This is a genomic window from Dactylosporangium sp. NPDC005572 (genome assembly GCF_040605515.1).
GTDB lineage: Bacteria > Actinomycetota > Actinomycetes > Mycobacteriales > Micromonosporaceae > Dactylosporangium.
Window position 1 is genome coordinate 33,919 of record NZ_JBEXCY010000099.1, and the last position, 7,129, is coordinate 41,047.

Below are 7,129 nucleotides of genomic sequence, written 5' to 3' on the forward strand. Positions count from 1 at the left end.
GGTCCGGCGGCGCCGGGCTGCGTCCGGTGGCTTCGGGGCTGGTTGCGCCTGGCGGGCGCTCGGCTTACTGGGGCGTGGCGCGGCGGGCTCGGAGGGCGCGCACCTTGTTGCGGTTGCCGCAGCGTTCCATCGTGCACCAGCGGCGGGCGCCGGGGCGGGACGTGTCGACGAACACCAGCGGGCAGTTGTCGGCGGCGCACTCGCGGATGCGCTCCGACAGTGGGCCGGACAGCAGTTCCACCATCTCGCGAGCCAGCGTCGACAAGGCCTGCGTCGTCAGGACCGGTGCCGACCAGCTCGCGGGCGTGCCGGCGGCAGTGAGCTGCGGGGCCAGCGACGGGGCGGCCGCGGCCGCGTTGATGACCGCGATCGCGTCGGCGCCCAGCGGCCGGCCCGCCGCCCGGGCGTGGGCAGTCTCCCAGATCGCCTGACGTAACGCCTTCGCCGCGGTCAGGTCGGCGAAGGTCGCCGGGGTGGTCAGGGCCGCGGCCAGCGGCGGCTGGGCCAGCCAGGCGGCCAGGTCGTCCGGCTGGTGGAGGGACTCGAACACCGCATATTGGCCCTCGCCGCCCGTGTGGGCGAAGTCCAGGCAGACGGCGCCGGCGTCGAACCAGAACGAACCCCCCTTGGGGTCGTGCAGCACCCGTCCGGTTGCGTACGTCCGCATGTAACCACTATAACTGGTTGAGGTAACCCCTATTACCGGTTTCATGGTCGAGGAGGGCAACACATGACTACCCGGCACATCAACCCCGATGGCCTTCACCGCAGCCCGGCCTTCAGCCAGGCCGTCGTCGTGGAGCAGCCGGCGAAGACGATCTACATCGGCGGGCAGAACGGTGTCGACGCCGACGGGAAGGTCGTCGGGCCCACCGTCGGTGAACAGGCCCTGCAGGCGCTGCGCAACCTCGCGACCATCCTGGAGAGCGAGGGCGCGAGCCTGGCGAACATCGTGCACTGGACCATCGCCGTGGCGGACGGTCACGGCTTCGACGAAGGGGTGGCCGCCTTCCAACAGGTGTGGAACCCCGCCGACCCGCCGCCGGCCATCACGGTCCACGTCGTCGCCGGCCTGGGCCCGGGCTTTCTCGTGGAGATCGACGCCGTCGCCGTCGTCTGACGCCGACCGCGACAAACGTGGCGGTTGGTTCCGCATCGGGTGGGTAGCGGGGCCGCATGACGCACGCCACGAAGTCCGACGTCTGGAAGACGGCGGTCACGGTACTGCAGGAAGCCCACCCGCCGTTCTTCCCGCCCGGCGGCCACGTGATGACCGTCGTCGTCGAGTACCCGCCGGGGGACCCGGGCGCGCCGCCGCACTGGCACCCCGGCCCGGCGTTCGGGTACGTCGTCGAGGGTGAGATGGTGTTCGAGCTCGAGGGCGAGCCGCCGCGCGTGGTGAAGGCCGGCGAGGCGTTCTGGGAGCCCGGCGGCGACGTCATCCACTACCAGGACGGCAACCATCGCACCGACCGGCGGCTGAAGTTCACCGTCACCATGTTCTGCGAAGAGGGCAAGCCGATGCTCACGCCCGTGCCGGCCGAGGAACTGGCCAAGCGCGCCGACCGGCGACGCTCAGGCTGAGGCGCCCAGCACCGACAGCAGCCGCAGCTTCTCGGCGCTCTCGGTGCCCGGCGCCGCCGTGTACACGACCAACTGCTGCGACTGGTCCGGGTCGACCAGCCGCTGGCAGTGCAGGTCGAGCACGCCCAGCGAAGGGTGCACGATCCGGACCGGGCCGCAGTAGCGGCCGGCCACGGGGTGTTCCCGCCAGAGTGCGGCGAACTCGGTGCTGCCGGCGAGCAGCGCCGAGACGATCGCGTCCGCGCGGGAGCCGGCCCCGTCGCGGACGTACGAGGCGTGCAGGTCCGCCACGATGAGGCGGGCCTCCTGCGGGTGCCGCAGGCGGGTCGCCGGGTCGGTGAACCAGCGGTAGTGCAGGCTCCGGGCGAGACCGCTGTGGGAACGTTCGTCGCCGAGCAGCGCGACCGACAGCGGCGTCTGCAGCAGCGTGTCGCCGAGGTGGCTGACGACCTGCGCGGCGGCGTCCTGGAGGCCGTCGAAGATGCGCATCATGCCGGGGTTGACGTGCTCCAAGCCTGCCGCGGAGCCGGCGGTGCGGCGCGGTGTGGCGTACCCGGCGAGCTGGAACAGGTGGTCGCGCTCCTCCAGGGACAGCCGCAGCCCGCGGGCCAGGGCGCCGAGCATCTGCTCGGACGGGTGCGGGCCGCGCGGCTGCTCGAGCCGGCTGTAGTAGTCGATCGACATGTCGCACAGCACCGCGACCTCCTCGCGGCGCAGGCCGTGCGTGCGGCGGCGCTGCCCGCGGGGCAGGCCCACGTCCTCCGGCTGGAGGGCCCCCCGCCGGGTGCGCAGGTACTCGGCCAGTCGTGCACGGTCCACACCCACCTGCCTACCTCGCCAACGCGAACTCGACCCCGGCGAGGCGGAGTGAGAGGTCCCACAGCCGGGCGGCGGCGGCCTCGTCGCGCGCCGGGCGGTACACCGGAAGCTCGGTCGGATCGCCGGTGAACTGGCCGAAGCCGTCCGGCCCGTACAGGCGGGCGCCGAGCGCCGCCGGGCTGGTCGCCGCGTGCAGGATCGGCAGCACGCCCCGCTCGACGCCCTGGACCAGCAGACCCCACCGGGCGAGCCGGGTCATGATCGCCTCGTGCGGGGCCGGCTTGGCCCGCCCCAGGTTCGGCCCGGCGGCGTAGAGCCCCGTGAGCGTCGTGCCCGGGTGGGCGGCGTTGCTGACGATCCCCCAGCCGCCCGCGCGGGACCGCCGGTCCAGCTCCAGCGCGAACAGCAGGTTCGCCAGCTTGGACTGGTTGTAGGCGCGCACCGGGGAGTACCGCTGCATCCATTGCGGATCGGCCCAGTTCATCTTCGCGTGGCGGGCGGCGCTGCTCGTCACCGTCGTGACCCGGGCCCGCCCGGCGCGCAGCTGCGGCAGGAGTCGCGCCGTGAGGGCGAAATGCCCGATATGGTTGGTACCGAACTGGAGCTCCAGCCCGTCGGCGGTGGTGTGCCGGGTGGCGGGCGCCATCACCCCGGCGTTGTTGACCAGCAGGTGGATCGGCCGGTCGAGGGCGCCGGCGAAGGCGGCGACGGACTCCAGCGACGCGAGGTCGAGGATCCGCTCCTCAACGCGGGCATCTGGTACCTCGGCGCGGATGCGCTCGGCGGCGCTACCGGGCCGGCGGGCGGCCAGCAGGACCTCGGCGCCTGCGGCGGCCAGCCGGGTGGCCAGCGCCAGCCCCAGCCCGCCGCTGGCGCCCGTCACGACGGCGAAGCGTCCGGTGTGTTCACTCATGCGTCCACCGTCGCCCCGTTTCCCGAGCTGATCCATGTACTGCCAGTACAAGGCCGCCCACCCGTCCGCAGACTTCCGGATGATGGCAAGGTCAACTGACATGCCGAACGTTCTCATCGCCGGCCCGGTGGCCTGGAACCTGCTGATCTACGTCGACGAGCTGCCCCGCCCCGAGCCGCACACGGTCTTCGCCGCCCGCCACCACGAGACCCTGGGCGGCACGTCGGCCGGCAAGGCCCTCAACCTGAGCCGCCTCGGCATCGACGTAACCCTCGCGACCCTGCTGGGCGACGACGAACCGGCATCGCGAATCAGGACGGAGCTGCTGTCGCCGGGCATCGAGCTGCTGGCGTTCTCGAGCGCGAACGGCTCGGAGCGCCACGTGAACCTCATGGACCGGCACGGCTCGCGGCTGTCGGTGTACCTGACCCTCCCGACCCCGGCCGCGGAGGTGACGGTCCCGGCGTCGCTCCTGTCCAGAGCGGACGTGGTGGTGGTCGACCTGGCCGACCACAGCCGCCCGTTCCTCCGCACGGCCGGCAAGCCGATCTGGTGCGACCTGCACGACTACGACGGCGAGAGCGAGTTCCACCGCGAGTTCGCCGAGGCCGCCGACGCCGTGTTCGTGAGCGACGAACGCCTGCCCGACCCGCTGGCGTTCCTGCACGCCCGGATCGCGGCCGGCGCCGGCCTGGCCGTCTGCACCCACGGCGCCCGCGGCGCGACAGCCCTGGCCCGCGGCGGTTCGCCGGTGCACGTCCCGGCAACCCCGGTGGAGGAGGTCGTGGACACCAACGGCGCGGGCGACGCCTTCTTCGCCGGCTTCCTGGCGGCCCACCTCCGCGGCGCAGACCTGGAGGAGTGCCTGCGCCAGGCAACCCGCGCGGGCGCGCTGGCGGTCCGCACCCGCGACCTGGCCCCACCGGACCTCACCGAGGAGTCACTCCGCTCGGCCGACTGACCTCGCCGGGCCGGCCGAGTGCGCTCCGCGCCGTGAGGAGCACCACCGCCGGGCCGGCCGGGTGCACTCCGCGCCACCGGCGGTGCCGCGCTCCTCGTGGCCGTCAGGGGTGCCCGGGCCATGGCGAAGCCCGGTCACAACACCGGTAGCGGGGCTTTGCGGGGGCGAGGCCAGGCGAAATCTGGACTCCGTCGCGGCTCGACATGGTCGCTAGCCCGGTGTGGGTGGGTTCGGTTCGGGTGTCCGCCGCGACGCTTGCCTCGTGCGGCGCCCAACCGGAGCGCCGCGGCCGGTGTGGAGAAAGGGAAACGATCCATGACTGATCTCGTTGCGATCGGCTACCGCGACCTGTCCACCGCCAACGCGGCGCGGGACAAGATCATGGACCTGCAACGGCAGGGCATCATCTCGGTGCGGGATGCCGCGGTGGTCGACGTCGGTGTCGACGGCAAGGTCAAGCTGCACCAGTCCAGCTCCATGACGGCCGCGGGCGCGGCCGGTGGGGCGCTCTGGGGCGGGCTCATCGGGTTGCTGTTCTTCGCCCCGTTCCTCGGGATGGCGATCGGCGCCGGTGCCGGCGCGCTCGCCGGCAAGGCCACCGACGTCGGGGTGGACGACAAGTTCATGAAGGACCTCGCCGCGTCGCTCGAGCCCGGGTCGGCGGCCATGTTCCTGCTCGTCGACCAGGTGACGGTCGACAAGGTGCTGGCGGAGATGGCGCCGCACAACTTCGGCGGCCGGCTCCTGCACAGCTCGCTGGACATGGAGGCGGAGCAGCGGCTGCGGGCCGCGATCGACGCCCAGCACATGGCCCACGCGTGACGGCACGAGGCCGCGTCCCCTCACGCCGAGGGGACGCGGACCTCGATGTTCGTGAACGCCACCGAGAACGGCGGGGCCGCCGTCGTCTTCGGGTCGGGAAAGACGCCGAGCACGACCCGGCCCCGCTCGAACGTCGGGTCGTGGTAGGTGCCCAGCGGCTGCCCGTCGCGGGTGAACGTCATGTCGGCGCCCCGCGCGACGATGCCGACCTTCGCGACCGCCTGGACCGCGAGCGGGGCGGCGAACGGGTAGCTGTCCACCGTCGTGACCGCCGCCGGGCCGCCGACGCCGTGGGTGGCCAGGTGGTAGCCGTCGGCGCAGACCCGCAGCACGTAGCCGCCGGTGTCGAAGCGGAACCAGACCGCGGCGCAGCTGGCGGCGGTCTGCAGCCGCACGTCGACGGTCATGGCGAACTCGGTCACCTCGTTGCGCGGGCCCGGGCAGCGGTACGAGCCGACGCTCTGCCGCGTCACGACGAGCGCGTTCTGGAACGCGCAGGTCGCGTCGTTGTCCTTGTCGTCGCGCGGCTGCCAGAGCTGCTCGCTCGTGAGCCGGTCGGAGAACAGCACCCGGTCCGCGGCGCCCGACGGTGACGCGGCGGCGGAGGTGGCGGTCGCGCTGGAGGACTGGGCCTGGGGGCTCCGGTCCGGCAGGGGGATGATGCCGTACGTCAGGCCCGCCACCGCCAGCGACGTCAGCAGCGCGACGACCGCGACGACGGCGAGCGCGATCCGTCCGAACCGCCCCGAGGACGAGGGAGGCGGCGCGGACGCCGAAGCGTCGGCGAAGGGCGCGGGCGAGACCGGCGCGGGAGCGGGCACGGGAGCGGGCGCGGAGGCGGACGCCGCCAGCACGTGCGGCAGCGCCGAGTCGTCGAGCCGGGTCGTGGCATCGGTGGAAACCCCAGCCGCAACGCCCGAAACCCCGGGCGGGTCGCCCGAAACCCCAGCCGCGGCGCCCGCGTCCGCCGAAAGCCCAGCCGCAACGCCCGGCGGCGCAGCCGAGTCCAGCGCCGGAGCCACGTCCGTCGCCTGGACCTCCTCGACCGCCGCCAGCAGGTCGGGCTGCCGCGCCAGCGCCGACTGCGCGGGCCCGGCCGTCAGCAGCCGGTCGATGAGCTCCCGAGCCGTCGGCCGCTCGGCGGGATCCTTGGCGAGCGCCTGCGCCACGAGGTCCCGCAGCGGCCCGGACAGCCCGGACAGGTCGGGCGGCTGGGTCAGGATCCGCGCCGCGACCACCGGCGCCGCGTCGGAGCCGAACGGGTTGCGCCCGGTGCCGGCGTACGCGATGACCGCGCCCCACGAGAAGATGTCCGCGGCCGGCGTGGTGCTGCCGCTCCCCTCCGGGCCGAACCGCTCCGGGGCCATGTAGGCGACGGTGCCGACCACCTGGTCGGTCCGGGTGTGCCCGGTGGTGGCCTGCGGCGAGTGCGCGATGCCGAAGTCGATGACCTTCGGGCTGCCCGCCGCGAGCAGCACGTTGTTGGGCTTCAGGTCGCGGTGGACCACGCCGGCGCCGTGGATCGCGGTGAGCGCGGTCGCGACGCCGATCGCCAGCCCGTGCAGGTTCGCCTGGGACAGCGGCCCCCGGTCGCGGACCACGGCGGCCAGGCTCGGCCCGTCGACGTACTCGACGACGAGGTAGGGCCGCTCGTCGTCGGGGGCGGCGTCGAGCACCTCCGCGGTGCAGAACGGCGGCACCTGCCGGGCCCGGTTGACCTCGCTGCGGAACCGGCGGCGGAACTGCTCGTCGTGCGCCAGGTCGGTGCGCACCACCTTGACGGCGACCGGCGCGCCGTCGGGGGCGGTGGCGAGGTACACGGTGCCCATGCCGCCCTCGCCGAGGCGGCCGATCACGGTGTACCGGCCGAGCCGCCGCGGATCCCCGTCGCGCAACGGCGCGTGGTTGCCGGTCATCGTCGTCCTCTCCCCGTCACTGCGGCGTCACGCCGGCGCCGGCACCGGCGCGTCGAGAGGGCCGCCCGGCACCACCGGCGTGTGGGAGGACCAGGGCACCTGCGGCGGCAGCAC

The 7,129-nt window shown here is 73.8% G+C and carries 8 protein-coding genes; 4 read left to right on the forward strand and 4 right to left on the reverse strand.

Annotated features, from left to right (window positions below):
- Positions 1 to 64: 64 nt before the first annotated feature.
- Entirely contained in the window at positions 65 to 667 is a 603-nt protein-coding gene (locus ABZS66_RS35625; RefSeq protein ID WP_354765553.1) for a CGNR zinc finger domain-containing protein, read from the reverse strand.
- A 63-nt stretch (positions 668 to 730) separates the two neighbouring features.
- On the opposite strand from ABZS66_RS35625, the gene ABZS66_RS35630 reads away from it, so the two are divergent.
- Entirely contained in the window at positions 731 to 1,120 is a 390-nt protein-coding gene (locus ABZS66_RS35630) for a RidA family protein (protein WP_354765555.1), read from the forward strand.
- A 56-nt stretch (positions 1,121 to 1,176) separates the two neighbouring features.
- Entirely contained in the window at positions 1,177 to 1,584 is a 408-nt protein-coding gene (locus tag ABZS66_RS35635; RefSeq protein ID WP_354765557.1) for a cupin domain-containing protein, read from the forward strand.
- Here the strand turns inward: ABZS66_RS35635 and ABZS66_RS35640 are convergent.
- Together ABZS66_RS35640 and ABZS66_RS35645 are read right to left on the reverse strand one after the other, a co-directional pair.
- Positions 1,576 to 2,403, reverse strand: a complete 828-nt coding sequence (locus ABZS66_RS35640; RefSeq protein ID WP_354765559.1) for a helix-turn-helix transcriptional regulator — start codon at positions 2,401 to 2,403, stop codon at positions 1,576 to 1,578. The genes ABZS66_RS35635 and ABZS66_RS35640 overlap by 9 nt on opposite strands.
- A gap of 10 nt (positions 2,404 to 2,413) precedes the next feature.
- Positions 2,414 to 3,316 carry an SDR family oxidoreductase gene (locus tag ABZS66_RS35645; protein WP_354765561.1) on the reverse strand — a complete coding sequence of 301 codons (903 nt, stop codon included), beginning with the start codon at positions 3,314 to 3,316 and terminating at the stop codon, positions 2,414 to 2,416.
- 100 nt (positions 3,317 to 3,416) lie between these two features.
- Here ABZS66_RS35645 and ABZS66_RS35650 point away from each other — a divergent pair, with 100 nt between their 5' ends.
- Complete coding sequence (locus ABZS66_RS35650; RefSeq protein WP_354765563.1) at positions 3,417 to 4,277, forward strand: PfkB family carbohydrate kinase; 861 nt, start codon at positions 3,417 to 3,419, stop codon at positions 4,275 to 4,277.
- Positions 4,278 to 4,592: 315 nt separating this feature from the next.
- Positions 4,593 to 5,099, forward strand: coding sequence for a DUF1269 domain-containing protein (locus ABZS66_RS35655; protein WP_354765565.1), 507 nt, complete (start codon positions 4,593 to 4,595; stop codon positions 5,097 to 5,099).
- A gap of 20 nt (positions 5,100 to 5,119) precedes the next feature.
- Here ABZS66_RS35655 and ABZS66_RS35660 read toward each other — a convergent pair whose 3' ends face one another.
- Positions 5,120 to 7,015: a serine/threonine-protein kinase gene (locus ABZS66_RS35660; RefSeq protein ID WP_354765567.1), complete on the reverse strand. Its 1,896-nt coding sequence runs from the start codon at positions 7,013 to 7,015 to the stop codon at positions 5,120 to 5,122.
- Positions 7,016 to 7,129: the final 114 nt, after the last annotated feature.